This is a genomic window from Neobacillus niacini (genome assembly GCF_030817595.1).
Lineage (GTDB): Bacteria > Bacillota > Bacilli > Bacillales > Cytobacillaceae > Neobacillus > Neobacillus niacini_G.
In genome coordinates this window covers 118,419-142,994 of record NZ_JAUSZN010000001.1, presented here as the reverse complement: position 1 = coordinate 142,994, position 24,576 = coordinate 118,419, and the positions used below count along the sequence as shown (strand labels likewise).

Below are 24,576 nucleotides of genomic sequence, written 5' to 3'. Positions count from 1 at the left end.
TGACTTGTGTTTACTTCGAACTTCTTTTCATGCTAACCCTTTTTTCAATAAGGTATTACCAATCGATTCGTTTCCCATCTCTAAAGAATGCCCCATTGGGTCCTTCAGGTCCTATCGTCGCTAACGAAACGATAGACTCAGCAGCTTGCTTAGGAGTTATTGGAGCCGATGGTCCACCCATATCTGAGCTCACCCATCCCGGATCGACTGCATTTATTTTGATATCACCATTGACTTCTGCAGCTACTAGTCGAGTCAATCCATTTAGGGCAAATTTAGATAACTTATAAGCGCCTACTCCTGGATAGGTCAATTCACTCATCGCCCCATATTCTGAGGAAATAGTAATAATTCTCCCGTAGCCCTGTATTTCCATGAGGGGAATAAAGGAACGGATCACATGGTAAACACCGAAGAAATTAGTAGCCATTGTTTTCTCTAGAATGCCAGGATCCATAGCCAATAACTTTTGATTCTTATCTAAATACACGCCTGCATTATTTATCAATACGTCTAATCTTCCAAAACGCTTATTTATTGTAATGGCAGCTTGCCTTATGCTTTCTTGACTAACTACATCCATCTCGACAAAAGAAACGTCAAGATTTGTATCCATAAGTCTTTGCGCAGCTTCCTGACCCATCTCTGGATCCCGACTTGCCAAAATGACCTTAAAACCTTTCAACGCCAATTGTTTGACCAACTCATATCCAATTCCTCGATTCCCGCCGGTGACAAGTGCAACTTGTTTATCCTGTGACATATAAATCCTCCATTTTTCGTTCTAAGATTGAGCAGCATTTAAAAATTCTAAAAGAGATACTCCTTATGTGGAGAGCTGTTTTGTAGAACTATACATATAATTTCTTAGCAAAATAGTTACTAAACCTAGTATCAATGATAGTATCCCCACTAACACAACGTATTGTGTACCCATATCCGATATAATGAATCCGCCGACTGCAGCCCCAAAGGTTGTTCCTAAGTTAGCCGCTGTTAGAAATAATCCATTCGCAAAATCAGGTGCTTCAGGTGCTGCAGACATAATCCAATACTGAGTGATATTGCCCCCAATTCCCGCCAACACTCCCCAAAATAACGTAATGATGGCCATAGGTACGGTAAACTGTCCTGTGAAAAATAATAGGATATACACTGCCCCTAATACAAAAGGATAGGATACGACAGATTTCTTCGCATTTTTAGTTAATAATTTCCCTGCTACAATATTTCCGATAATATTTGCTCCACCAAAGACGAATAATAGTAAGCTAATAGAATTCGAAGACAGATTCGTAACGGTTTTCAGATAATCAGCAAGATAACTATAAACTCCAAATACGGCAGAATTTAATAAAATGACGGTTACGATGGAAATCCATGTCATTGATTTTTTTAATACCGATAATTGAGTTCCGTAGGCAAGTCCTGCCTCAACCGGCATAGATGGTACAAATAGTAATGTAGCAATGAATGCTACAGCATTAACAGCAGCAAAAAAGACCATCGCCATTTGTAAAGAAATTGCGCTAGCGATAAAGCTTGCCACTGGTACACCAACTACCATACCGGCAGAAACTCCAATAAATACTTTAGAAACAGCTTTCGGAGCTTCTTCTTTACTTACCGACGCGGCAGCTACTGAAAAAGCCAACGAACAATAAATGGGATGAAAAAAGGCTGGTATGATACGAGCTAATAACAGAATGGTAAAGTTAGACGTAAATATGGATACGATGTTCCCCAAAACAAAAACACCTAGTACCAGTAACATAACCTTCTTCCGATTGATCCCTGAAAATAATAAAGGCATCGTTGGGCCAGACACTGCAACAACCAGGGCAAAGAAACTCACCAGCCATCCTGCTTTTGATACACTGACATCAAAGTGATCAGCAATATCAGGTAATATCCCAATAACCCCCATTTCGGTATTTAAGATGCCAAAAACACCGATCGTTAATATAAAAACCAATAAATTATTTCGTTTTATCAAAAAAACCACTCCAATTTTCAGCTTTTAATCGACCTTTTCAATCATCTCTGTAAATTCATACTTGCGAGATTATCTTTCTTCTGTTGTTGTTACTATTTATTTTAGCTATGCTCTTTTGATATAACCAATACTTATATCTTATATCATGATATGCTTGATATGTATATCTACAAATGTATATACTAAAACGTGTTAAAGGAGGAATGTTTGATGGAATTTAGAGTATTGCGCTATTTTCTTACTGTTGCACGAGAAGGAAGCATTACAGCTGCTGCTAATTTTTTGCATGTTACACAACCAACCTTGTCAAGACAATTAAAAGATCTTGAAGAAGACTTAGGAAAAAAGCTATTTATTCGCAGCAGTCACAGTATCATCCTCACTGAAGAAGGAATGTTGCTGCGAAAGAGAGCAGAAGAAATCGTTGATATGGTCGATAAATTAGAGTCAGAATTTAGTTCCATGGAAGAAACAATTAGTGGGGATGTTTACATCGGTGGTGGTGAAACCGATGCCATGCGACAGATTGCACGGGTAGTTAAAGATTTACAGTTACGTTATCCAAATATACGGTATCACCTCTACAGCGGTAACGAAGACGATGTCACCGAACGGCTTGACAAGGGATTGCTTGACTTTGGTATTTTAATTCAACCAGCTGATTTATCAAAATACAATTACATTAATATCCCTGCCAAGGATGTTTGGGGCGTTGTTATGAGGAAAGACAGTCCACTTGCTCTCAAATATTCCATTCAAGCAATGGATTTATTAAATGTTCCGCTCATCTGTTCACGCCAGGCTATGAAACAGACATTTTCTAAAAATGAATTTGCGGATTGGTTTGGTGAAGATTTTGATAAATTAAACGTCGTAACGACATACAATCTTGCCTATAATGCGGCAATTATGGTGGATGAGGGCATTGGTTATGCCATAACCCTTGATAAAATAGTAAATACGTCTAGTGATAGTAACCTTTGTTTTAGACCACTAGAGCCAAAACTTGAATCAGGTTTAAATATTGTTTGGAAGAAGCACCAGGTTTTTTCCGCTGCTACTGATATGTTTTTAAAAGAAATTCAGGCGAAATTTTTAAATCTTTGAACCGACCGCATTATTCTTCTATCGTAGTATCCGTTTTAATATGTTTGTGGGTTATTAGCTTATCTTGTAACTAATTAACTTTTTTAGAAGAGAAAGAATTAAACGATCTTTTTAGAAGCATTCTATATTTGTATAGCAAACTGACTATTAAAACAATAATCGAGGTGGATGAATAATGCCCAATGAAAACACAGACTCACCCAATAACATTAAATATAGTATATGGAATACACGGACGAACGAACCTATCCCTGAAATCAAAGATAAAATCATTGAATCCACAGACAAACCTATCCTTAAATCAAAAAACACAGACAATCGCGATTAATTAATTAAATTCACCCGATCGTAATATAAGGTTAGCCAGATTTTTCTGGTTGACCTTTTTTTATATAGTTTTACTTTTTTTAAAAATGTTGACAAACTATTAGCTGGTTTCGTTAAAGTACAATTTTTGACAAGCTCCAATCCAAAAAGACTGTAGTAGTTTTTATTTCATTTCACTAATTTTTACATCAAAGATGCTTAATAGCGATACTATTATTATTATTGATAAAAGCCAAGCCACCTGAGGTCTTTTTTGGTGTATGGGTAAGATAACGAAAATAATAACTGTAAATAGAACAGACCACCACATATTCCATCCATTATGGTATGTAATAAACCCAAACTTACTGTTTATATACTCAACAGATAAGTATATTCCTACCCATAGCAAAAACCATAATAAACGTTTATTCCATTCCTCTGGGAACCTCCCTAGATATATTAATACGGTTGCAGAATAAGAAACGACCATAGCTAATATTGTAATAATGGTATGGTTAGGTAGGATTAAATCGTGAAACAACCACATTGATTTTTTATAGAGGAGAAAGTTATATAGAAAATCTCCAATGATTAAGAAAAGTATTGTCGGATAATAAAGTTTCCAATTCCTCCAATCTCCCCATTTAAACGTTGCTAACAAGTATAAAATATTAATTAAAATATACATAAAATCAATCCTTAAAAAATAAGTATTCCTATTCTCTCCAATTAACAGGAATTTACTAAAAACCCTTATCCACTGACCGGCTTCGAAAGAAAGAATGGACAAAGAACGGCCAATTTGATAGTTAAGGTTTTTCTAAAGAAAAAAGAAATAAGCAGCCGATAAGCTGCATATTGTTGTTTGGTAAAAAATGTTTTTGAGGGCATTTACAATATCCGGCTTCTTTTCTAAAATATAGAATGATTACATTCAGTAGAAAGTGTAGAGGGTCTACGTTTAGACTGATTAACCTGTTCACTATATATACCTTTATTTTCGTAATACAAAAGCAGGTTTGTTACGATTCCCTTCGTTTGTGCAATTTATACGGATATTCCTAGACCATTAATTTTCTTTCTCCTATCTCCTTAAGACCGGCACGGATGAGTAGAAAAACAACAATCCATGAAGCTATCGTTAAAAAAGTATGTCCATAGGGGAACATTCCTTGTATAGGAGTGTCCCATAGTGCATGGATCACAACCACCAAGATAAAGACGCGTAAAAATTTGAAACGGAATATCATACTAAGATTAAATCGATTGTCCCCTTGTACTCTGCAGAATGCTGCACCAGTCAGAGCAGCCCAGGCAACATGCCCGCCAGGAGCAAAGATCCCTCGGATAATAATCGTATTGTAGAGATTTGCGCCATCCCCTGAAAGCAATGACCTTAAAGCATACCCAGCGGTTTCAAACGCTGCAAAACCTGCTCCAACAGCAGCACCAATGAGAAGGCCGTTTAGTATATATTTATATTTTCTATAGCGAACAAACGCAATGACCATTATTGCTTTAGCAAGCTCCTCAACAATACCAATCGTAATCGGATTAATATTATTTTTAAGAATATCAAAAAAAACGATGGCGGCTAACATGGAGAGAATCCCGCCGGTCAATACGTAATATATAACTCGGTAAAAAGCAATATTTTGCGGAGCATTCATCTCCCAGAAGAACATTAACGTTGAAAACGGAACAGCAAATGCACCAACAATAATAACTCCAGGTATAAAGTTCCAATTTCCAAAATAGCTAACACCTGTGTAAAATCCTGCAAATATAAGTAGCGCAATGATGAACACCCTCGCAAAAAGCCACGGTTTTGGCCAAGTCTCTTTTACTTCCGAAATCTTCGGTGTCGTAAGCGCTGTTCCTACTATAAACAGCCGTTCCGCTTCCAATTCACTATGCTTACGGAAAACACGCGAAAATATATTGTGAAATTTAGGCTCAATTGACCGTTCGATATTTGGAAGCATATCAACATAGTGGGCAAACTCATAAAAAAAGCTGTTTTCATCCTCTGAACTGTTATTTTTAAAAAACTTTTCGCCGCAGCTTAAGCAGAACTTCACTCCATCAGGATTAGAATACACACATTGCGGGCATTTCAAAAAAACTTACCCCCTCTTGGTTTCATAAGTTTTTACGACGGATTCATTAATACAGGAAAAATATCCTCAAAAAGAGTATGCTCAAAAAGAGGTAAAATATTTAGACGATAAAAAGAGTCACTTAAACATAAGAGAACCAAGATTGTGTTATTTAACAATCTTGGTTCTCTTATGTTGATTTATAGTCCTTTTTTCAACTAACCTAATCATTTTTAGAAGGCAATTGGCACTTCTCTGCCGCCTTCATGCTGATTACTTTCCGTGCTCTGTCACAATAGGTATCTTAATCGTTTTATTATAAAAATCAATCTTCGGAGTTAAGTCATATGACTTTTTTTTAAATTCAATTACCCCTGCACTGGTAATGCTAAAGCGAGCTATATAATCATCCTTATGATCCATAATTACAAATTCTTCTTTGTTTTTAAATAAAGCAAAATTAAATTGCATGATGATTTTCCAATTGTGAACTAAATCGTATCTTTCCAAAGGGATGATTTGTTCGTCCTCTATTTTTTCTTCATTCGCCTTTTGTTTATGTTTACTTTTATTCTTCACCTATGACTTCTTCTCCTCTCTCTTCTACTCATTTAGATAATTTATGATTGGTTTTGTATCAGAGTGTGGATGTTTGTACAAAAAGTAAAAAAAGAGTCTATAAATACACTCCGCAAGTTATTTACAGGTAGTGCCAACGTTTCTTTTCAAACAAATCGCTAATTTTTCTTAACTCTATGGTAAATGTCCAATCGATTCTTGTCTTTAGAAATATATATAAAAAGAATATTTATTCGGATTATCCTAAAGGTGGTGAAAATATGGGCTTTGGATTCGGCTGTGGCGGCGGTTATGGCTATGGTGGTGGCTATAACGGCAGTAGCTTTGTACTGATCGTTGTATTGTTCATTCTGCTGATCATCGTACTTTCCAGTTGGTGTTAATGTTCTAATAGCTTTTTTAATAAAAATCTGGAGGTGATATACATGAGTGAAGGAAGAGGATATGGAATGGGATTTGCTTTAATTGTTGTATTGTTTATTCTCCTTATCATTGTCGGAGCTTCTTTTATGGGTTACTAATTTGTACGAAAAAAAATGACAGGTTATGTTCATCTGTCCTTTGTCATACAGTTTTCTGAAAGGAAAGGAGGGTGAATGCAGTGTCATTTTTTGGATTTGACCGAAGAGATCGGTTTTTTCGTAACGACTTTAGAAGAAGACTGTTTTTCCCCTTTGTATTTGTATTTGATATCGAGAGAAGAAGACGTTTTGAATTCGACAGAGACAGAAGACGAAGACGTAGGTTCTATTAATAAATAGGAACTATATTTCCAGATGGCATCGGGTAAGAACGTGCTGACAACATAAAAACAATCTATATTTAGGGATAGACCTTAACGTAGTCTGCGTAGAGTTTATCCCTTTTTTTTTTACTTTATTGACAGTAAAACCCCTATTTCGAAAATATAGTATTCCAAGTATACAAGGAAAGTGTATTCTATTTTACTTAAAAAGAGGATATGCCCAATAAAATTTACTAAGTAGTAAATTTCCATTTTCGATATTCTCTATCACATATAGAGTACGGATACGTAAGGGAAGTACAAAATACAATTACTAAAATCCACAATCCAATTCTCCTTAATATCATCATTTTTTTAATATTCCTATTTAATTTTTCTTAAGAAAGCCAAAAAAGGTGTCCCAAAAGCTAGGCTTTTAGGACACCTTCTAAATACCTTTAAAGCATATGATTGATGCAAATCACATTGTGCTAATATCGATGACAAATCGATATTTCACATCTGAAGCTAAAACGCGTTTATATGCTTCGTCAATTTGATCGGCCGAGATCACTTCAATATTAGGAACAATGTTATGTTCCGCACAGAAGTTCAACATCTCCTGAGTCTCACGGATGCCACCAATCATTGAACCTGCAAAGGAACGGCGATGACCGATGAGAGAAAACACATTTAATGATAATGGCTCTGCAGGCGCACCGACATTTACTAGCGTTCCATCCAGCGCTAACAGAGAGAGGTACGCACTAATATCGATTTTTGCACTTACCGTGTTAATGATTAAATCAAATGTACCGGCAAGTTTCTCGAATGTTTCAGGGTTGCTTGTTGCATAGTAGGTGTCTGCGCCGAATTGCAAGCCATCTTCTTTTTTACTCAATGTTTGTGACAGAACGGTAACTTCTGCCCCCATGGCGTGTGCAATCTTAACAGCCATATGACCAAGACCGCCCAACCCAACAACCGCGACTTTCTTACCTGGTCCTGCTCCCCAATGGTTTAATGGTGAATAGGTGGTAATACCTGCACAAAGTAATGGTGCTGCAGCGTCAAGCTCAATGCTATCAGGAATTCTAACTACAAAGTCCTCAGTAACGACTATGTGGGTTGAATATCCACCTTGAGTTGGCTCACCGTACTTGTCAACACCAGCGTAGGTAGGAACATTTCCGTTAAGACAATATTGTTCCTCTCCTTTACGGCAGTTCTCACATTCGCCACAGGAGTCAACCATACATCCAACCCCTACCCGGTCACCAACCTTGTACTTTGTGACCTCTGCTCCTACTTCGGTCACAATACCAGCAATCTCATGACCAGGTACGAGTGGATAGTTCACGGGACCCCACTCGCCATGAGCAGTATGGATATCAGAATGGCATATGCCTGCAAATTTAATTTCAATTAGAACATCATGTAAATCAAGATCGCGGCGTTTAATTTCAGCAGCTCGAAATTGTTTGTCTGGACCATCCACAGCTCGTGCTTTAGCAGTTATCATGAATAAAACCTCCAAGTAATCTATATTTTTTCAAGAGGATGCGCTTGTTCAGGGTTCAATTACCCTCTAATTCATTGCTACCCTACTTTTTCTCTTGCAAAACAATATTAATCCTTAGAGTTAACTCTAGGTCAATACCTTATTTAAAAAAACTACTAATTTTCTTGAATGTTAATCTACCATTTGACATTTTGCCTACAAGATGATAAATTCCCTTCATCCGTAGAGTTAACTCGAGGTCTATATTATTAAGAATTGGAGATAAAAAATGAAGACATACACGATCAGTGAAGTTGCAAAAGAATTGAATCTTACCGTATATACCTTGCGTTACTACGATAAGGAAGGACTTATGCCTTTTGTAGAACGGACACCAAACGGAACACGGCGGTTTAAGGAATCCGATATTGACGCTTTAAGAATAATTGAATGTCTGAAATCCACAGCGATGCCCATTAAGGAAATTAAAAATTTCATTGATTGGTGTTCGGATGGGGATTCCACGTTGCAACAAAGATACGACATGTTTATGGATCGAAAAGCTATTGTCGAAGCACAGATAGAGGAACTAAAAAAACAAATGGAAGTCATCGAGCATAAATGCAGCTATTACCGGACTGCTTTGGAAGCAGGAACGGAAGCTATTCATAAAGACAATAAAATTGAGATTAATCATTAACTGAAACCACCTGTTTTTCATAAATATATATATGAAATTCAACCAAACCTAACGAAAAATAGAAGCCCTTCATACTTTATCCTTAGGAACGATTAAATCATATATAGCCATTAATGGACTAAAAATAACTGATTGTTGGTTCTGAATCATAGTATCCACCCGTTTATAATTGATACTATAATTATACAGCAAAAAAGGTATAATCCCCTCCTAATTGAGGTATTATACCTTTTTTACATTTGAGGGGACTTTTTCAGTGCCCTCGAATTTCTCCAATCCTTTTTCTTGTTTCTTATTCAATTAACACATAAATGAGCTTATATAGATTTCATCCTTAAATTCGATGTTAAAAGAACATTCCTTTATCTCATCCCAATTTTTAATGCTCATGAAAATACCACCAAAGATAGAAATCTATCACCAGCACGATCTTTTATTTTTCTATCTTCCACTCACTCAGCTCAAAATGGATTGGAGGTGCTACCCTATTGTTTTACAATCATTACTCCAAACGCCTCTAGAGAAGTTTTCCCGTTTAATTCCACACTTGTTAACAGATCGGTTCCTTCACTTATCTCGATTTCAACTGTTGAAGCATTGTGGTTCATGACAAATAAGTAAGAGTTACCATCCTTTCTTCTCTCCGTCACTTCCACCCCCTTAGGAACATTAAGTAACGGTTTTATATCCTTTTCCTCACAAATCGTTTTCACGAAATCGGTTAAGAACAATGTGTCAGGGCATGTTCCCACGTAATACGCTTTTCCGTTTCCATAGGAATTACACGTAATGACAGGAGTAGCGGCATAAAAATCAGAACCATATTCAGCCAGTACTTCTGCACCCTCTGAATGGATAATATCAAACAACAAACTGCACTCATAGCTGCCAGTCAGGCTGCCAACTTCTTTTTTTACGACAATTTGATTTTTCATTTCAGGTGGCAGTGCATCAATTTCCTCCACCCATATACCAAGGAGATCCCGCAGTTCTCCTGGATAACCGCCAAGTGTAACAAGATCATGTTCATTGACGATCCCACTAAAGAACGTGGTCACAAACGTTCCTCCATTTTTAACAAACGCTTTTAATTTATTGGCGTACCCTGATTTCACCATATATAACACTGGCGCAAAGACGATTTCATACTTACTTAAATCCTCATCCACACTAATCATGTCTACCAATATATTTTCTCCGAATAAAGCTGCGTAATATTTGTGAACTTCATTCAAGTAATCCAATGCCTTGGATGGACCGCTTGATAATTCTGTAGCCCAGCGGTTTTCCCAGTCATATACGATCGCAACTTTAGCTGGTACACGTGCATCGAGCAAGTTATCTGAAAGCTTTGCCAGCTCTTTGCCAAGTGCGGCAGTTTCCCGGAACACTCTTGTATTCTCATGACCCACGTGTTCAATAACGGCTCCATGGTATTTTTCACAAGCTCCAACCGATCTCCTCAATTGGAAAAACATAACAGTATCTGCACCACGTGCTACTGCTTGATAGCTCCATAAGCGCATCACACCTGGCCGTTTCAGCGAATTATATGCCTGCCAATTTTGCTGACTAGGAGTCTGTTCCATTAGCATAAAAGGCTGGCCGCTTTTCAAGCCTCTCATCAGATCGTGCGCTAGTGCAGTAAAGCTAGCCGGTGTGTTATAGCGAGGGTAGTTATCCCAAGATACAACATCCATTTCCTTGCCCCATTTAAAATAATCGAGCTCGCTATAGGTACCCATTAAATTTGTCGTTACAGGTATATTGGGATTATGCTTTTTTAAGACATCACGCTCAAGTTTATAGCACTCTAAAAGACTATCGGACTGAAAAATACGATAATCTAACGAGATTCCTTGGAAGTAGCTCGAATTTCTATCCCCCTCTTCACTTAAAACATTAGGGGGGACAATTTCATCCCAATCATAAAACGTATGGCCCCAAAATCGCGTATTCCACGCCTTATTTAACGTACCTAAGTTTCCGTATTTTTCTTGAAGCCATTCTCTAAAACTCTCAGCACAATTATCACAATAACAGTAGCCTCCATATTCATTGGACACATGCCAAATCAACACGCCAGGATGATCTTTATATCTTTCTCCTAATCGGTCAGCGATACGTTCTGCATATTTCCGATAGGTTGGGCTGTTCGGACAGGAATTGTGTCTGCCGCCAAACTTTCGTTTTCTTCCCTGGTAATCTACTCGCAAAACATCGGGATACTTTTTTGCCATCCATGCGGGATGTGCCGCTGTACTAGTTGCCAGACAAGAGTAAATTCCATTTTGATATAAACGTTCAATTTGTTCATCCAGCCATTCAAAATTGTAGGTTTCTTCATCCGGCTGATTTAACGCCCAGGAAAAAACATTTAATGTTGCCACATCGATTCCAGCTAGTTTAAAAATCCGGATATCTTCATCCCAGTCGCCTTTCTCCCACTGCTCTGGATTATAATCTCCGCCATACCAAATTTTAGGAAGCTTTTCATTTATCATATGGAACCACCCTTTTCCTTTGTATCAATATATTTCCATTGTATACGATTACAAAACCGCATTAAATATAATATAATTGAAAGTAATATAAGAATAAGGAACAATTCAGGAGATTCTTAAAAAGGAGCAGGATGATGAAAAAGCATATTCTAATCCCTTTAAACGAAAGTAAACTGCCCCTTTTTGCAGAAACAATTGGTTTCAACCCAGCACAAGAAAATATCACACGTCCAAATGGTTATCCTTATTACCATTGGATTCAAACTGTCAACGGTCTAGGGTCGATCATGTGTCAAAATCAAACAATAAACCTCCCGGCCAATAGCGGTGTCCTCATCCTACCGCATGTTGCCCACTCGTATAAAAATGAACAAAGTGATGGCTCACCATGGACAACACTTTATGTAACATTTGACGGAATGATGATAAAAGAGATTCTGATAACACTCGGACTTTATCAATCTGCTTTTTTTCACTGGGAACAAGACGCACCGATTTCAACCTTTATTGCCAACGTGTTAAAACAAAGCGACGAGACAACGGACAGCTCAAGCATCAGTGCTTCATCCAATGTCTATGAATTTCTCCTGCTTTTAAAAAAGTATGGAAAAACAATAAAACGCAGCTTGAAAGAAACCAATAACTTAGGAACGTTATATTCCCTCATTGACTGGATGAAGTCCCAACTTTCCAACCCTGATGTCGGCCTAGATGAAATGGCGCTACTTATCAATACATCTAAACGACATTTGAATTCATTATTTCAAAAAAATTTTCAGGTTACACCCTACGCCTATTTTGTGAATTTACGCATTCAGCAATCTAAAAAACTACTTATAGAAAACAATTCCGCTTCAATCAGTCAAATCGCCCTACAAGTAGGTTTTCGTTCCACAAGCCATTTTGTGGCTACTTTTAGGAAAATGGTCGGGATGCCTCCAGTAAAGTACCGTCATCTTAATGGGATTTTTTAAATAATGAAACACGAACAACTAAGACAAAATTTGTTAAACTTTGTCGTAATGCGCAGTCTCATTCGGACTGGGCTAGGTCCAAAAATGATACCGCTGTCCGAATCCATTGAAAAAATATTCATAAAGCCTCTATCATTGGAAAAGGCCAATAAAAAAACACCCACAACCGTTGAACTAACAACATTTGTGAGTGTATCAATGATTTTTTTCCTTAACCTGCTTTAACGTCGCAACGATAAGAAAGCTAACAATCACTAATAAAAGCCATGAACTCACCTTTCCAAGATGAACGAGACTCCATGCTTCGGTTTGGTTTGGATATTCCCAAGCCCCAAAGAACGTTGCAATATTTTCAGCTATCCAGATAAAAAATCCAATCAGCACAAATGCAAGTGCCAGTGGCATACGGTATCGAGTTCCACCAATCTCGTATGTGACCCATGCTTGCCAAAAGACAATCATGACAAGAGCTGATAAATACCAACGAATGTCAATCCAATAATGGTGAGTGAAAAAATTCAAATAAATCGCAGCTGCAAGAGGTACAACCAACAAAAACGGTGGCCATTTAACCAGTTCTACCTTCATCCTCCTCCACGCCTGACAAAGATAACTCGCGACACTTGCATACATGAACCCGCTATACAAAGGTACTCCGAAAATTTTGAAATACCCTTCCTCTGGATAAGACCAGGAGCCCATGTGTGTCTTGAAAAGTTCCAGTACAAGTCCAATAATGTGGAACAAGGTAATAACCTTCAGTTCATCAAGAGTTTCAAGCCCAGAACGCACCATCCACCACTGCATTAGAAGGCAGATGATGAGCAGCCAATCATATCGAGGCAGAAAGGGAAGCGGCATAATTTTAGTAAAAGCCAATGAGGCAAAAATAACGACAGGAAACACACAAGATAGGGCCTGCTCCCAACCAAAACGAACCAGTTGTTTAAATGCTCTCATGATCTTTGCCTCCAGAGTTTTAAAAAAACCTTATGGTGTTTCCTCATCACTTCGGTATTCTAATATATCTCCCGGTTGACAATCTAAAGCCTTACAAATCGCCTCTAACGTTGCAAATCGAACCGCCTTAGCCTTTCCATTTTTTAATATAGAAAGGTTCGCCATTGTGATTCCAACCCTTTCCGAAAGTTCCGTTACACTCATTTTCCTTTTAGCCAGCATCACATCAATATTGATTATAATCGCCATCGTTATCACCTCAGACCGTTAAGTCATTTTCAGATTTTATATCAATCGCTTCTTTTAAAAGTCTTTGAAGAACAGCAGCAAAGACGGCGATTACCATTGAAGCAAAGACAGGAACCATTCCGATTATGATAAGACCAGGTGCGTCGTCCAGCTCTGCTACGATATAAACAAATGGCAATATTATCACATACAAAACACTGATTGTGATTGCACAGATTTTGATATTCTTAAGAGCTTTAACAGACAAATCAGAGAAAGCTTGGTTTTTGTCAATATAGCTTAAAAGTTTAAAAGCTTGAACCAATGCTCCGAAAAACGGTATCACTGATACATACATACCGATTACGATTGGATATAGTATATGGGCATAATCTGGATTTGCTGGATTTTTCGGTAACCAGGTTAACCCGAAGATACCCAAAGCAAGAACCGGAGTTCCAATAAGAAAAACAGCCATTCTTAAAAATAATGTTGACCCTATTTTCATAAAAAGCACCTCACAAATTTATTTTCTATTTGATATTAGCACAATATTTATCGTTTTACAATAAATAATTATCTTTTTTTGCGACATTATTATTGTTAATATCCATAAAAAGAGGCTGGGACATAACTAGCTTCAAATAGTGAAAAAGGTGAAATTGAGTGTGCTCAATTTCACCTTTTTCTATTTTTATTCATAATTGTTGTTTATTCTTAGCTGTTAGCCGTGAATTTTCGTAAATTCACGGCCATTAACGCTAGTCCCATTTCGTTTTCAACCTTCGATTTTCCACGTACAGAAAATCGAGTAAAACGCAAATTAGCCTTCAAGAATCCAAAAACTGGCTCCACATCGATTTTGCGTTTTCGATAGATCGCACTCGTTTTTTCTTCTGAAAGCTTCGCTCTCACATATTCTTTTTGTTGTTCCCATTTCTTGTTCACCATTAACGTTCGATTATTGCCTTCTTTTGCCTTCGTACATGATGAACGGAATGGGCATCCCGAACAGTCTTCACAATCATAGATTTTAAACTCTCGTTTGAAACCTGTTTTATCCGTGCGTACAGAAGAATATTTAAATACAAGGCGTTGCTGGTTCGGGCAAATGTATATATCATCTCCTTCATTATACTGCCAGTTGTCTGGATTGAATTCGTTTTGTTTATATTTTTTATTTTGCTCTTTCAAGTACATGTTATATGTAATGAGCGCTTCTCGTTTACGATTGGAAAGGATATCTTCATAATTTTGCTCACTGCCATAACCTGCATCTGCGACAATATGCTTTGGTAACTTAAAATAATGTTGCTCAATTTCATCCAGGAACGGGATTAACGTTCGTGTGTCTGTCGGATTTGGAAATAAACTATAGGCAAGTGCGTATTGACCTTCGGTTGCGAGTTGTACATTATAACCAGCTTTCAATTGACCATTTTTCATATAATCATCTTTCATGCGCATGAACGTCGCATCGTGATCTGTTTTTGAATAACTATTACGTGTGTCAAAGATTTCGAAATCTCGTTGATATTTCTGTGTTCGCAAGATGTAATCAAGCAACTGTTTGCGCACCTGCTTGGGATATTTCCTCTCACTCCTTAACGCCTTTCGTTCCACTACGTCTGACGATGCTTCTATTTTTTTGTCATACTCGGTAACCATATCATCTACTTTTTGAACCATTTGACCAAGTTCCTCAAGCGATAACTGTTCTTCACTTTCTCGTTCAATCTCAGGTATGATTTCCTTTTCAAGTAGCTCGTTGTATAGTTCATTTGACTTTTCAATTAATGCTTTGTGATATTTCTCAATCGATTTCTTCCAGACAAACGTAAACTTATTCGCATTCGCTTCAATCTTTGTGCCATCAATAAAAATTGCATCTTGATCGATAAGTTTTTCTTCGACTAATTGGCAACGGAATTGGACGAAACATTGGCGAATTAATTCTTTCACTTCTGATTGAACACGGAATCGGTTGATTGTACGGTAGCTTGGTTCATGCCCCTGAGCCAACCACATCATACGGATACTGTCTTTTAATAGGGCTTCAATTTTGCGCCCTGAGAAGACAGATTGCGTATAGGCACATAAGATTATTTTAAGCATCATGCGTGGATGGTAGGCAGGACAGCCCTCATTTCGAAGAAATGGTTCCAACGCTTCCTGAGGGATACTTTCAACTAAATGATGGACATGGAAGGCAATATCATTATTTTTTAATTTTACTTCTAAATCTAAAGGCAAAACTAATTGATTCATGATATAATTTTTAAACATAAGGACACTTCTTTCTGATTTTATTTTGTGTGGTAACTTAATTTTATCAGAAGTTGTCCTTATTTTATTGAAAAAAATAAAGCCGGTGAAATTTTACGACGAGTAAAATTTCACCGGCTTTTTCATTCCAGAGGAGGGTTTTGTCCCAGCCTCTTTAACTTTAACTATTCAATTTATAACTGGATTTTATCCCTTATAAGCCTTCTGTAATTCTGTAAGATCAAATTTCTTCATTTTAAGAAAAGCTTTCGTTAGACGCTCTTGTTGCTCAGGTGTCCCCTTACTCATCATTTCGTCCATCTGACTTGGTACAATCTGCCATGATAGGCCAAACTTATCTTTCAGCCAGCCGCATTGCTCGGCTTCAGGAACTGCAGAGAGCCTTTCCCAATAGTAATCAATCTCTTCTTGAGTGTCGCAATACACCATAAATGAGATTGCCTCGTTAAAATTGAATTTATGCTTGTGCGCACTATCCATTGCGGCAAACCATTGATTTTCTAAGTTAAAATCAGCGAACATAACTGTTCCTTCTTTATCCGGTTCCATGTCATTAGGGTAACGGACAATATGTCCCAGCTTTGCATTTTTAAATACTGATAAATAAAAATTAATCGCCTCTTCTGTTTTGCCGCATTGATCTCCCACGAACAAAAGTGACGGCACGATTGTATGGCGCTCTTCACCTTCTGGATTGGTAAGCATTAATTGCCAGGATAAACCATATTTATCCTGAATCCAGCCAAATTTCTCACTAAACGGATACTTATCAAGTGGCATTAACGGAGTGCCGCCATCGGACAATTTGTTCCAAACCTCATTTATTTTTTCACTTGCGTCATTTTCTCGTGATGGGTCAAAATTTACGATGAAGGACACAGATGGATTGATTTTGAAATAAGGGCCTGCACTGATTGCCATGAACTTTTGCCCCCAAAGCTCAAACGTCACGATATCGGAGTCGCCTGATGGTGTGTCGTGGATGGTTGCTACATTCGTAACTTTTGAGTCCGGGAATATGGAAGCATAAAACAGTGCTGCTTCTTTCGCCTCCTTGTCATACCATAAATGCGGAACAATTTTCTGTTTTAAATTTGACATTGGTATTTCTCCTTTATTTTTTAATAATTTCTGGACAATATGAGTATGACCTATTTTCGAGTATAAGTAATCATTTCACCCATCTGTTTCCCTTGTTCAATTCCTTGACTTTCTAAAAATAGCAGGGGTTTCTATCCTTATGGAAATAACCTCTCCGACGTGCGAGGTGATAAATATTTTCATTTTCTATAATATTATAGTTTAGTATAGGACAATCCTGATAGAATGAAATAAGTTGTAAAAAGCCATAAAGGGGAAAGATATGAATGACAGAAGTAAATGATTGGAAAAATGGTGCCCACGGGCATAAATTTATAGCTTCTTTTAGCGGAGGAAAGGATAGTGTCTTAGCTCTCTATAAAGCTATGAAGGTTGGAGAAGCAGTTGGACTTATTGTTATGCTGGAGGAAGAAGGGAAACGTTCCAGATCTCATGGAATGCCACCGGAGATCATCCATGCCCAGGCTGCCTCGATAGGTTTGCCAGTATATACCGCTGCTGCCAGTTGGACAGATTATGAAACAGTATTTATGGGTTTATTAACAAAAGCTAAAGTCCAAGGAGCAGAAGTGTTGGTAACTGGAGACTTGGATATACCTGCTCATGGCTGTTGGCATGAAAAGGTTGCGAACAATGCTGGTTTAAAACTTGGTATGCCTTTATGGGATATGGATCATCTTGAAGCTGCCGAAGAATTTATTAATCTAGGATTTACAACTATCATTGTAACAGTTAATTTATCATTGGGAATGCGAGAAGACGACTTAGGGCGAACATTTACCCATGAATACGTGAAGGAACTTGAAGCACGTGGTATTGACCCCTGTGGAGAAGGCGGAGAATTTCATACTACCGTCATAGATGGACCCATTTTTAAGAACCCTATTCCAGTTCGTAAGGGAGAGATTATTAAAAACGGAGAATATGCCTTTTTGCCTTTGGAGCTTGATCAGATTTAGCAGGATCAATTTAGTTTCTGACTCATCACCAAGATAGAAGATTATCTTATTACAAATTAAAAGAGTAGCTTTTTCTATTCGTTACCACCTTGCTACTTTTCAAGCAAGAACGGGTACGATTAACCTCTATTCGTTACCGTTAACACCCTTTTTTAGCCTGAGTGGGCACGATTAGCTTTATTCGTTACCGTTAAACTCCTTTTCCAGCCTGAGCGGGCACGATTAGCACTTATTCGTTACCGCTAACCTCGTTTTTCCAGATAAACGGGCACAAAACCTTTTTTAGGAAAAAACCTTCTAATCCAAAAATGCCCAGTCAATAATTTGGCTGAGCTCTCAAAAAACCTACGCACTTGGATCGGATCGTGTCAAAAAATTTAAAACCTTAGTCCGCATACAAAGGGCTAAGGCTTTTCCAATTTTGGATTATATTAATCTAGTAGAACGGGCCGACAGCCACGGATCAATTGCAAAGGCAAACTGGCCTGTTAAGCAAAGGGACACATGTCCAGCTTCCACATGTTGATACGTTTTATCTTCACTTGAAATAAGGTCCATGATAGGTAGGCTTTGTGATTCTAACACTAATTCATCCCTTATGGATGTGATCACCAATGTACTGCATTTAATATTGGTTAAATCCACTTTCTGACCGCCAATCTTCATTTCACCTTCTACAAGCTTGTTATCTTTATATAATTCATTCATCATTTGCTTAAATGCTGCACCCGAAAATGTAACGGCATCCTTCATCCATTTGTCCATATTCCGCCACTTATCAACATACTTTTGATCATTTGCACGGGTGACCAGATTTATGGTTGGTCCAATGTTGAATCCTTGAAGCGCCATAAAAATTGCATATAAAAACTCTGATGGAATGACTTCGTAAGCCTCTGCAAACCGGTCAAAATTTAGTGTGCCGTTTTGAAGTGCTTTAACCCATTTATTAGGAACGATGGCGTTGCTGTAGTCAATTGGAACCGCGGCAAGGACGAGATTTTTGATTGGTAAATCTGTTAGTGATGTTAGCATTGCCGAAAGCATTCCACCAATACAATACCCTACCAAAGAAATTTCTTTTGCCCCTGAATGCCTTAAGGCTCGTTTTACCGCAACTTTCAAATAGTCGATAAGGTAGTTATCTAAAGTGAGGTCCTTGTCCTCCAAGCCCGGTGAACCCCAATCTAACAAATAGACATCGTAACCCTGCTTTGTAAGATTGCCAACCACACTTCCTTCTTCAGAGATATCGAGAATATAAGCTTTATTTAATAGAGAATACACCAAAAACAAGGGCGTACTATACTTCTTCTCCGGAGCAGCGTGATACCACAAAACAGACTTACCTTTTTTCCAAACCGCTTTTCTAGGTGTTGATTCAATATCAGGCTTTGGTTCGCTCAAAACTTTATAAATATTATTCCACCGCTTCTTCTCACTTTCAAGATTGAGAACGGGGATATTTACTAGTGATTTAACCGCCATCATTTATTCTCCTTCACCTTTATTTGGCTGCTAGAACGGGTTCCTTTTTTTTATCTTTCTGCAAAAGCCTCTTCATCTCTTCAAATTCATTTTTCATTTCAGATAGTGCAGCAAGCTCCTGTGATGCTTTTTGCCATTCAAAGTGGATATGTTTGGTGAATTCTAGTATTTCTCCAAGCACCTTATTTTGCTCTTGTGTTGCTAACGCAAAACTATCTTGTAAATTCCAGATTTGCTCTTCAAGAATATCGATCTTTTCCTCCGCTTGCATCGTTTGTTTGACCGCATTGGCTACATCATTTTTTGTTGGTAGATTCATATAGCTTGCCATTAGTTCCCGGTTTCTTTTTAACAACTCAATATATCTAGAATTCGCCTCTATGCCCAACTTGGTCACTTGTATTAATGGGTTGTTATTTATCGATTGAAATAATAAGCCATTCAATCCCTTTTCCAACATTTCACTTATTTGCCTAAAAGAATCGTAAGGATTCATTTCTGACATATTCATTCACCTCTGTTTAATATTGTGTACTACAACCCTCTATTTTCGTTGTAAAATCCATTCTCCTTTCCAATGAATGAATCCTCATTCATTACTAATTACCTGTATTTTACATCGGAAAATAGTTACTTACAATAGGTGAAATTGAAGATTCTGAAAACAAATAATAGATTTTCATCTGCTTACGCTAAATGTTTTCTTTACAAAGTGACCGATTTCTTTCACAGCCTTGTTCGCTTCAGGTAATCCTGCGCTGATTTGCCATACATGCCACATACCCTTCCAGACTTTGAAATGAACCTTCACCCCTGTCTGACGCGCTTTATCCGCTAGCATTTGGGCGTCACTTAACAAAATTTCAATACTACCCGTCTGGATAAACATTGGCGGAAATCCACTAAGGTCTGCAAAAACAGGAGAAATTAGGTGATTGTCAAGAGACTCTCCCCCTGCATATTGCTGAGCTGTTTTTCGAACAAGATCCGACCTCAAATACGGATCTTTTTCACTGTTTTCCTTGTAACTTTTACCAGAGCTTGTTAAATCAACCCAAGGGGACAAACATACTAACGCTGCCGGAAGCGGATCATATTGGTCTCTAAGCACATGAGTGGCTGCCAACGATAAGCCTCCTCCTGCTGAATCACCGGCAAAGATGATATTCGAAGAGTTATAACCCTGCTTAAGAAGCCATCGATAGACAGTAAGTGTATCTTCAATCGCTGCAGGAAATGGGTGTTCAGGCGCAAGTCGATATTCCGGCAGGAGGACTTTTACACCTGAATCAATCATGATTCGCGCAGCCAACGTTCGATGGGTATCCGCAGAACAATAAAGATAACCTCCTCCGTGTAAATATAGAATCACCTTTCCTTCTGAAGTCTGATTGTTAGAAATCCATTCAGCGTAAATTCCTTCAATCTCAATCCGTTCAACCTTACAGTCCTTCGGCAGCTTTGAGAATTTCCGAGCAAATGAATCAATGACCTGCCTACTTTCACCCACTTCCTTTTCTTCCAATTTCAGTTTTTTTGCACCTGCTTTAATCCCTTTTTTTAAAAAATAACTACTAATACTTGGCAAAACAATCCTCCCCTTTGTTTTTCTGGCAGTTTATTGATGTATGTAAAAATTGCTTGGGTAACTTTTAATAAAAAGTTCGTAGGGTAAATCCCTTAACTTCTATATAAAAAAAATACTTTTTTGTTTAAATTGCTCAGTTAGTACAATAAGCACAGTTCACACACCTATATTAATATTAGCATATATACAGTTTCTCTTTGAGAATTGATTTATAACATGCCAAACCAGCGGAGAAAAAAATCCGATTTACTAATAGGGGGCGAATGGATTGATAACAATTTCCTACTCCCACCAACCCTGCGACTGAAATATTAGGTTTAATATAAAAAAGGTCAACCAGTAAAAACTGATTAACCTTGTAACACGCAGCACCTGTAAGTGAAAGAGAAGTTTAGAGCACCGGTTTATTGAAGTCGCGTAATAACGAGGTGTGCGGAAACAGGCTCTGTTCCTCCAGCATTAGGAGTGATGGTCAGTGCTGTGGTATTGTCAGCAGGATTTCGTACAGTGAGGATTGTATTGATTGAAGTCGTTTGAACAAGAGCCATTCCAACAATCTGGGAAGTACCTGTTGCACGTCCGACAACCGTATATGGTTGTTCAACGCCATTAAGAGTTAAAACGAGTTGACCAGGTTCGGTGACACTAACCTGGAATAAAACCTGATAAGTGCCAATATTAGCCAAGTTAAATGTATCGGCACCAGTGCGCGAAATCAATCCCCCGGCACTAATAGGTCCATTCTGTGGAAAATCTACATCTGTACCTGGAGCAACTGTTGCAGAATTATCAGGTGGCATTAGAGCATAAAAATCTGCAAAGGCTAATACTCCTCCTGCTGGTCCTTGAGGGCCGGTTTCCCCTTGTGGTCCTGCTGGTCCTTGTGGTCCGATTGGTCCTTGAGCGCCTGCTTCCCCTTGTGGTCCTGCTGGTCCTTGTGGTCCGATTGGTCCTTGGGCACCTGTTTCCCCTTGTGGTCCTGCTGGTCCTTGTGGTCCGATTGGTCCTTGAGCGCCTGCTTCCCCTTGTGGTCCTGCTGGTCCCTGTGGTCCGATTGGGCCTTGAGCGCCTGCTTCCCCTTGTGGTCCTGCTGGTCCCTGTGGTCCGATTGGGCCTTGGGCACCTGTTTCCCCTTGCGGTCCTGCTGGTCCCTGAGGTCCGATTGGTCCTTGAGCGCCTGCTTCCCCTTGTGGTCCTGCTGGTCCCTGTGGTCCGATTGGTCCTTGATCACCTGTTTCCCCTTGTGGTCCTGCTGGTCCCTGTGGTCCGATTGGTCCTTGTGCGCCTGGTTCCCCTTGTGGTCCTGCTGGTCCCTGTGGTCCGATTGGTCCTTGATCACCTGGTTCCCCTTGTGGTCCTGCTGGTCCCTGAGGTCCGATTGGGCCTTGAGCACCTGTTTCCCCTTGTGGTCCTGCTGGTCCCTGTGGTCCGATTGGGCCTTGATCACCTGTTTCCCCTTGTGGTCCTGCTGGTCCCTGAGGTCCGATTGGGCCTTGAGCACCTGTTTCCCCTTGTGGTCCTGCTGGTCCCTGAGGTCCCATTGGTCCTTGTACGCCTGGTTCCCCTTGTGGTCCTGCTGGTCCCTGAGGTCCCATTGGGCCTTGATCACCTGTTTCCCCTTGTGGTCCTGCTGGTCCCTGAGGTCCCATTGGTCCTTGATCACCTGTTTCCCCTTGTGGTCCTGCTGGTCCCTGTGGTCCGATTGGTCCTTGATCACCTGTTTCCCCTTGTGGTCCTGCTGGTCCCTGTGGTCCGATTGGTCCTTGATCACCTGTTTCCCCTTGTGGTCCTGCTGGTCCCTGAGGTCCCATTGGTCCTTGTACGCCTGGTTCCCCTTGTGGTCCTGCTGGTCCCTGAGGTCCCATTGGGCCTTGATCACCTGTTTCCCCTTGTGGTCCTGCTGGTCCCTGAGGTCCCATTGGGCCTTGATCACCTGTTTCCCCTTGTGGTCCTGCTGGTCCCTGAGGTCCCATTGGGCCTTGAGCGCCCGTTTCCCCTTGCGGTCCTGCTGGTCCCTGAGGTCCCATTGGGCCTTGATCACCTGTTTCCCCTTGCGGTCCTGCTGGTCCCTGAGGTCCCATTGGGCCTTGATCACCTGTTTCCCCTTGTGGTCCTGCTGGTCCCTGAGGTCCCATTGGGCCTTGAGCGCCCGTTTCCCCTTGCGGTCCTGCTGGTCCCTGAGGTCCCATTGGGCCTTGATCACCTGTTTCCCCTTGCGGTCCTGCTGGTCCCTGAGGTCCCATTGGGCCTTGATCACCTGTTTCCCCTTGTGGTCCTGCTGGTCCCTGTGGTCCCATTGGGCCTTGATCACCTGTTTCCCCTTGTGGTCCTGCTGGTCCCTGAGGTCCCATTGGGCCTTGATCACCTGTTTCCCCTTGCGGTCCTGCTGGTCCCTGAGGTCCCATTGGGCCTTGAGCGCCCGTTTCCCCTTGCGGTCCTGCTGGTCCCTGAGGTCCCATTGGGCCTTGATCACCTGTTTCCCCTTGCGGTCCTGCTGGTCCCTGAGGTCCCATTGGGCCTTGAGCGCCCGTTTCCCCTTGCGGTCCTGCTGGTCCCTGAGGTCCCATTGGGCCTTGATCACCTGTTTCCCCTTGCGGTCCTGCTGGTCCCTGAGGTCCCATTGGGCCTTGAGCGCCCGTTTCCCCTTGCGGTCCTGCTGGTCCCTGAGGTCCCATTGGGCCTTGATCACCTGTTTCCCCTTGCGGTCCTGCTGGTCCCTGAGGTCCCATTGGGCCTTGATCACCTGTTTCCCCTTGTGGTCCTGCTGGCCCTTGAGGTCCCATTGGTCCTACTGGTCCGGGGGGTCCGGGAGGGCAAATACATTTACAATATTTAGAACACTTATGACATTTAGAACACTTATGACATTTAGAACACTCACAACATTTGGTACACTTACTACACTTTGAACATTCACAACACTCACAACATTCACAACATTTGCAAGGCCGAATTCCCATAAAAAAACCTTCCTTTCTTTAGGTCTTTTACAGGTTATGATAGTATTCAATTCACTGCCTGTACTAAAAACTATTTAATAAAGAAAATTGTGTATTTTTTTCATTCTTTGACACGTTTCCTCTATGAGTCTCAGTAAACCAAGTAGAACTGCGTAACAAAACAAACACAGAAAAGGTGGTGTATGTAAAGTATAAAGTGAGTAAATATTCATTATTATCTAGTTGTTCCTAGCGCCATTTCAAGGCTGAAAAAACAATGACGAATAGTACATAAAAAAGCCAATTACGATGGTCGTAATCGGCATTTCAACTTAATATATATAGTTGATACTTTATGAGGTTTACATCTGCTGATCTGACGTTACCCTAGTTTTCTCTGAAGAGCTCTTTTCTTTTTTTCCTCTTCAAACCAAGCCACACCATTCATGATTATTTGATCATCTTCTTTTGAGAGATAAAATTCCTGCATTTTTATCTCGATATTTTCAATTGTATTCTATAGAGAATGAGCTT

Annotated in this window: 24 protein-coding genes; 8 read left to right on the top strand and 16 right to left on the bottom strand. The window is 39.6% G+C overall.

Annotation, left to right across the window (positions count from 1 at the left end; all coding sequences use genetic code 11):
- Window positions 1-55 precede the first annotated feature (55 nt).
- A complete protein-coding gene (locus QFZ31_RS00855; RefSeq protein WP_307300051.1) occupies window positions 56-763 on the bottom strand; it encodes an SDR family NAD(P)-dependent oxidoreductase in 708 nt (235 codons plus the stop codon).
- A 63-nt stretch (window positions 764-826) separates the two neighbouring features.
- The gene (locus QFZ31_RS00850) at window positions 827-1,996 is read right to left on the bottom strand and encodes an MFS transporter (RefSeq protein ID WP_307300047.1); all 1,170 of its coding nucleotides are present in this window, start codon (window positions 1,994-1,996) and stop codon (window positions 827-829) included.
- Between the two features lie 210 nt (window positions 1,997-2,206).
- On the opposite strand from QFZ31_RS00850, the gene QFZ31_RS00845 reads away from it, so the two are divergent.
- Window positions 2,207-3,103, top strand: coding sequence for a LysR family transcriptional regulator (locus QFZ31_RS00845; RefSeq protein ID WP_307300045.1), 897 nt, complete (start codon window positions 2,207-2,209; stop codon window positions 3,101-3,103).
- A gap of 175 nt (window positions 3,104-3,278) precedes the next feature.
- On the top strand, window positions 3,279-3,431 hold the full coding sequence (locus QFZ31_RS00840) for a hypothetical protein (protein WP_307300044.1): 153 nt from the start codon (window positions 3,279-3,281) through the stop codon (window positions 3,429-3,431).
- Between the two features lie 162 nt (window positions 3,432-3,593).
- Here QFZ31_RS00840 and QFZ31_RS00835 read toward each other — a convergent pair whose 3' ends face one another.
- The 3 genes from QFZ31_RS00835 to QFZ31_RS00825 form a co-directional block, all read right to left on the bottom strand.
- Complete coding sequence (locus tag QFZ31_RS00835; RefSeq protein WP_307300042.1) at window positions 3,594-4,100, bottom strand: CBO0543 family protein; 507 nt, start codon at window positions 4,098-4,100, stop codon at window positions 3,594-3,596.
- A 373-nt stretch (window positions 4,101-4,473) separates the two neighbouring features.
- Entirely contained in the window at window positions 4,474-5,532 is a 1,059-nt protein-coding gene (locus QFZ31_RS00830) for a PrsW family intramembrane metalloprotease (RefSeq protein ID WP_306076883.1), read from the bottom strand.
- Between the two features lie 252 nt (window positions 5,533-5,784).
- Window positions 5,785-6,090 (bottom strand): hypothetical protein, encoded by a 306-nt coding sequence (locus tag QFZ31_RS00825; protein WP_307300038.1) that lies wholly within the window; start codon window positions 6,088-6,090, stop codon window positions 5,785-5,787.
- Window positions 6,091-6,350: 260 nt separating this feature from the next.
- On the opposite strand from QFZ31_RS00825, the gene QFZ31_RS00820 reads away from it, so the two are divergent.
- From QFZ31_RS00820 to QFZ31_RS00810, 3 genes are all read left to right on the top strand, one after another.
- Window positions 6,351-6,473 (top strand): YjcZ family sporulation protein, encoded by a 123-nt coding sequence (locus tag QFZ31_RS00820; protein WP_179600764.1) that lies wholly within the window; start codon window positions 6,351-6,353, stop codon window positions 6,471-6,473.
- Between the two features lie 42 nt (window positions 6,474-6,515).
- Window positions 6,516-6,611 (top strand): YjcZ family sporulation protein, encoded by a 96-nt coding sequence (locus tag QFZ31_RS00815; RefSeq protein ID WP_307300035.1) that lies wholly within the window; start codon window positions 6,516-6,518, stop codon window positions 6,609-6,611.
- A gap of 75 nt (window positions 6,612-6,686) precedes the next feature.
- Window positions 6,687-6,851: a hypothetical protein gene (locus tag QFZ31_RS00810; RefSeq protein ID WP_307300034.1), complete on the top strand. Its 165-nt coding sequence runs from the start codon at window positions 6,687-6,689 to the stop codon at window positions 6,849-6,851.
- Window positions 6,852-7,295: 444 nt separating this feature from the next.
- On the opposite strand, the gene QFZ31_RS00805 is transcribed toward QFZ31_RS00810, so the two are convergent.
- Window positions 7,296-8,336, bottom strand: a complete 1,041-nt coding sequence (locus QFZ31_RS00805; RefSeq protein ID WP_307300032.1) for an NAD(P)-dependent alcohol dehydrogenase — start codon at window positions 8,334-8,336, stop codon at window positions 7,296-7,298.
- A 268-nt stretch (window positions 8,337-8,604) separates the two neighbouring features.
- On the opposite strand from QFZ31_RS00805, the gene QFZ31_RS00800 reads away from it, so the two are divergent.
- Window positions 8,605-9,015: a MerR family transcriptional regulator gene (locus tag QFZ31_RS00800; RefSeq protein ID WP_307300030.1), complete on the top strand. Its 411-nt coding sequence runs from the start codon at window positions 8,605-8,607 to the stop codon at window positions 9,013-9,015.
- 485 nt (window positions 9,016-9,500) lie between these two features.
- Here QFZ31_RS00800 and QFZ31_RS00795 read toward each other — a convergent pair whose 3' ends face one another.
- Entirely contained in the window at window positions 9,501-11,519 is a 2,019-nt protein-coding gene (locus QFZ31_RS00795; protein WP_307300029.1) for a beta-galactosidase, read from the bottom strand.
- A gap of 134 nt (window positions 11,520-11,653) precedes the next feature.
- Here QFZ31_RS00795 and QFZ31_RS00790 point away from each other — a divergent pair, with 134 nt between their 5' ends.
- On the top strand, window positions 11,654-12,493 hold the full coding sequence (locus QFZ31_RS00790) for an AraC family transcriptional regulator (protein WP_307300028.1): 840 nt from the start codon (window positions 11,654-11,656) through the stop codon (window positions 12,491-12,493).
- A 195-nt stretch (window positions 12,494-12,688) separates the two neighbouring features.
- Here QFZ31_RS00790 and QFZ31_RS00785 read toward each other — a convergent pair whose 3' ends face one another.
- From QFZ31_RS00785 to QFZ31_RS00765, 5 genes are all read right to left on the bottom strand, one after another.
- On the bottom strand, window positions 12,689-13,453 hold the full coding sequence (locus QFZ31_RS00785) for a DUF817 domain-containing protein (protein ID WP_307300027.1): 765 nt from the start codon (window positions 13,451-13,453) through the stop codon (window positions 12,689-12,691).
- A 30-nt stretch (window positions 13,454-13,483) separates the two neighbouring features.
- Window positions 13,484-13,702, bottom strand: coding sequence for a helix-turn-helix domain-containing protein (locus QFZ31_RS00780; RefSeq protein ID WP_179600770.1), 219 nt, complete (start codon window positions 13,700-13,702; stop codon window positions 13,484-13,486).
- A 10-nt stretch (window positions 13,703-13,712) separates the two neighbouring features.
- Complete coding sequence (locus QFZ31_RS00775; protein WP_307300024.1) at window positions 13,713-14,189, bottom strand: DUF2975 domain-containing protein; 477 nt, start codon at window positions 14,187-14,189, stop codon at window positions 13,713-13,715.
- A gap of 209 nt (window positions 14,190-14,398) precedes the next feature.
- Window positions 14,399-15,967: an IS1182 family transposase gene (locus tag QFZ31_RS00770; protein WP_307300018.1), complete on the bottom strand. Its 1,569-nt coding sequence runs from the start codon at window positions 15,965-15,967 to the stop codon at window positions 14,399-14,401.
- 186 nt (window positions 15,968-16,153) lie between these two features.
- The gene (locus QFZ31_RS00765; protein WP_307300016.1) at window positions 16,154-17,068 is read right to left on the bottom strand and encodes a VOC family protein; all 915 of its coding nucleotides are present in this window, start codon (window positions 17,066-17,068) and stop codon (window positions 16,154-16,156) included.
- A gap of 266 nt (window positions 17,069-17,334) precedes the next feature.
- Here QFZ31_RS00765 and QFZ31_RS00760 point away from each other — a divergent pair, with 266 nt between their 5' ends.
- Window positions 17,335-18,027, top strand: a complete 693-nt coding sequence (locus QFZ31_RS00760) for a diphthine--ammonia ligase (RefSeq protein ID WP_307300014.1) — start codon at window positions 17,335-17,337, stop codon at window positions 18,025-18,027.
- Between the two features lie 426 nt (window positions 18,028-18,453).
- Here the strand turns inward: QFZ31_RS00760 and QFZ31_RS00755 are convergent, their stop codons facing one another.
- From QFZ31_RS00755 to QFZ31_RS00740, 4 genes are all read right to left on the bottom strand, one after another.
- On the bottom strand, window positions 18,454-19,515 hold the full coding sequence (locus tag QFZ31_RS00755) for an alpha/beta fold hydrolase (RefSeq protein ID WP_307300011.1): 1,062 nt from the start codon (window positions 19,513-19,515) through the stop codon (window positions 18,454-18,456).
- A 19-nt stretch (window positions 19,516-19,534) separates the two neighbouring features.
- Window positions 19,535-20,020, bottom strand: a complete 486-nt coding sequence (locus tag QFZ31_RS00750; RefSeq protein ID WP_307300010.1) for a hypothetical protein — start codon at window positions 20,018-20,020, stop codon at window positions 19,535-19,537.
- A 174-nt stretch (window positions 20,021-20,194) separates the two neighbouring features.
- Window positions 20,195-21,103: an alpha/beta hydrolase gene (locus tag QFZ31_RS00745; protein ID WP_307300008.1), complete on the bottom strand. Its 909-nt coding sequence runs from the start codon at window positions 21,101-21,103 to the stop codon at window positions 20,195-20,197.
- Between the two features lie 404 nt (window positions 21,104-21,507).
- Window positions 21,508-23,886, bottom strand: coding sequence for a hypothetical protein (locus QFZ31_RS00740; RefSeq protein WP_307300006.1), 2,379 nt, complete (start codon window positions 23,884-23,886; stop codon window positions 21,508-21,510).
- Window positions 23,887-24,576 lie beyond the last annotated feature (690 nt).

What these genes read in the sequence shown, in the direction of transcription:
- QFZ31_RS00810 (WP_307300034.1), top strand. Translation starts at nt 6,687, where the DNA reads ATGCAGTGTCATTTTTTGGATTTGACCGAAGAGATCGGTTTTTTCGTA.
- QFZ31_RS00805 (WP_307300032.1), bottom strand. Translation starts at nt 8,336, where the DNA reads ATGATAACTGCTAAAGCACGAGCTGTGGATGGTCCAGACAAACAATTT.
- QFZ31_RS00740 (WP_307300006.1), bottom strand. Translation starts at nt 23,886, where the DNA reads ATGGGACCTCAAGGGCCAGCAGGACCACAAGGGGAAACAGGTGATCAA.
- QFZ31_RS00800 (WP_307300030.1), top strand. Translation starts at nt 8,605, where the DNA reads ATGAAGACATACACGATCAGTGAAGTTGCAAAAGAATTGAATCTTACC.
- QFZ31_RS00775 (WP_307300024.1), bottom strand. Translation starts at nt 14,189, where the DNA reads ATGAAAATAGGGTCAACATTATTTTTAAGAATGGCTGTTTTTCTTATT.
- QFZ31_RS00765 (WP_307300016.1), bottom strand. Translation starts at nt 17,068, where the DNA reads ATGTCAAATTTAAAACAGAAAATTGTTCCGCATTTATGGTATGACAAG.
- QFZ31_RS00755 (WP_307300011.1), bottom strand. Translation starts at nt 19,515, where the DNA reads ATGGCGGTTAAATCACTAGTAAATATCCCCGTTCTCAATCTTGAAAGT.
- QFZ31_RS00750 (WP_307300010.1), bottom strand. Translation starts at nt 20,020, where the DNA reads ATGTCAGAAATGAATCCTTACGATTCTTTTAGGCAAATAAGTGAAATG.
- QFZ31_RS00835 (WP_307300042.1), bottom strand. Translation starts at nt 4,100, where the DNA reads ATGTATATTTTAATTAATATTTTATACTTGTTAGCAACGTTTAAATGG.
- QFZ31_RS00820 (WP_179600764.1), top strand. Translation starts at nt 6,351, where the DNA reads ATGGGCTTTGGATTCGGCTGTGGCGGCGGTTATGGCTATGGTGGTGGC.
- QFZ31_RS00855 (WP_307300051.1), bottom strand. Translation starts at nt 763, where the DNA reads ATGTCACAGGATAAACAAGTTGCACTTGTCACCGGCGGGAATCGAGGA.
- QFZ31_RS00815 (WP_307300035.1), top strand. Translation starts at nt 6,516, where the DNA reads ATGAGTGAAGGAAGAGGATATGGAATGGGATTTGCTTTAATTGTTGTA.
- QFZ31_RS00785 (WP_307300027.1), bottom strand. Translation starts at nt 13,453, where the DNA reads ATGAGAGCATTTAAACAACTGGTTCGTTTTGGTTGGGAGCAGGCCCTA.
- QFZ31_RS00790 (WP_307300028.1), top strand. Translation starts at nt 11,654, where the DNA reads ATGAAAAAGCATATTCTAATCCCTTTAAACGAAAGTAAACTGCCCCTT.
- QFZ31_RS00780 (WP_179600770.1), bottom strand. Translation starts at nt 13,702, where the DNA reads ATGGCGATTATAATCAATATTGATGTGATGCTGGCTAAAAGGAAAATG.
- QFZ31_RS00770 (WP_307300018.1), bottom strand. Translation starts at nt 15,967, where the DNA reads ATGTTTAAAAATTATATCATGAATCAATTAGTTTTGCCTTTAGATTTA.
- QFZ31_RS00845 (WP_307300045.1), top strand. Translation starts at nt 2,207, where the DNA reads ATGGAATTTAGAGTATTGCGCTATTTTCTTACTGTTGCACGAGAAGGA.
- QFZ31_RS00840 (WP_307300044.1), top strand. Translation starts at nt 3,279, where the DNA reads ATGCCCAATGAAAACACAGACTCACCCAATAACATTAAATATAGTATA.
- QFZ31_RS00760 (WP_307300014.1), top strand. Translation starts at nt 17,335, where the DNA reads ATGACAGAAGTAAATGATTGGAAAAATGGTGCCCACGGGCATAAATTT.
- QFZ31_RS00795 (WP_307300029.1), bottom strand. Translation starts at nt 11,519, where the DNA reads ATGATAAATGAAAAGCTTCCTAAAATTTGGTATGGCGGAGATTATAAT.